Genomic DNA, 1,184 nt, shown 5'->3' on the forward strand with positions numbered 1-1,184 from the left:
TCATTATGCCTCAGCAGACCTGGACCGCCGTCGACGACTACTTCAACGGCCTCCTCGTGGAGGAGGACGCCGCCCTCCTCGCGACCGCCACGGACAGTGACGCCGCGGGCCTGCCGCCGCATCAGGTCGCCCCGAACCAGGGCAAGTTCCTCCACCTGCTCGCCCGCATCCAGGGCGCCCGCACCATCCTGGAAATCGGCACCCTCGGCGGGTACAGCACCATCTGGCTCGCCCGGGCCCTGCCCGACGGCGGACGGCTCGTCACCCTGGAGGCCGACGAGCGGTACGCGGCCACCGCTGCCGCGAACATCGCCCGCGCCGGACTCGACCAGGCCGTCGACATCCGCGTCGGCAGGGCACTGGACACCCTCCCCCTGTTGGCAGGGGAGGGGTACGGCCCCTTCGACCTCGTCTTCATCGACGCCGACAAGCCCTCCAACCCCGACTACCTGGACTGGGCCCTCAATCTCACCCGCCCCGGCAGCGTCATCGTCGGTGACAACGTCGTCCGCGACGGCGCCGTCACCGACCCCGCCGACACCGACCCCCGCGTCCAGGGAGTACGCCGCTTCACCGAGCTCATCGCCGAGCACCCCCGGCTGACGGCCACCACCATCCAGACCGTGGGCGCCAAGGGCTACGACGGCTTCACCCTCGCCCTCGTCACCGCCTAGCAGGCGCGCGTGCAGCAGGGTGCGGTTCGCGTCGCGGCTTCGGCGTACCACCCCGTGAAGGCGCGGTAACCGGCCTCGGGTTCGGCCTCCGCCCCGGCCGGGTGGGCGGTTAGCCTGCTGCGGTCGGTGGTGACGAGTGCTGGAGGATTCATGAGTGACCGTCTGGTGCGCACGGTCGAGGTGCCGGTGGGCGAGGGCAGCGACGAGTTCGTCCGGGTGCAGATCCACGAAGTGGACGAGAGCCTCGTCCGGGTGGGCCGCGGCAGCCGGTCCATGGCGCGGGCCGAGCAGTCGCTGGACGCGATGCTGGACACCGTACGGCCCGTGGCGGACAGCTTCGTGAGCAGGTTCCGCGGACTGGCCCACGCACCGGACGAGATCACGCTGGAGTTCGGTGTGTCGCTGTCCGCCGAAGCCGGCGTCGTCATCGCCAGCACCGCAACGGTGGCCAATTTCTCGGTCAGTTTGACCTGGAACCGCAGTGACGCACGGGGTGCGGATGAGGACAAT

General features: G+C 70.4%; 2 protein-coding genes. Both read left to right on the forward strand.

Going from position 1 to position 1,184, the window contains the following annotated elements; all coding sequences use genetic code 11:
- Positions 1-5: 5 nt before the first annotated feature.
- A complete protein-coding gene (locus AB0B01_RS30830; RefSeq protein WP_361726290.1) occupies positions 6-674 on the forward strand; it encodes an O-methyltransferase in 669 nt (222 codons plus the stop codon).
- 150 nt (positions 675-824) lie between these two features.
- A partial coding sequence (locus tag AB0B01_RS30835) for a CU044_2847 family protein (RefSeq protein ID WP_361726287.1) occupies positions 825-1,184 on the forward strand: 360 nt, incomplete at its 3' end.

This window comes from Streptomyces sp. NPDC044571, from assembly GCF_040647115.1.
Classification (GTDB): Bacteria; Actinomycetota; Actinomycetes; order Streptomycetales; family Streptomycetaceae; genus Streptomyces.

Bases quoted from the DNA above. Each gene is read 5' to 3' on its own strand.
- AB0B01_RS30830 (WP_361726290.1), top strand. From the start codon at position 6: ATGCCTCAGCAGACCTGGACCGCCGTCGACGACTACTTCAACGGCCTC.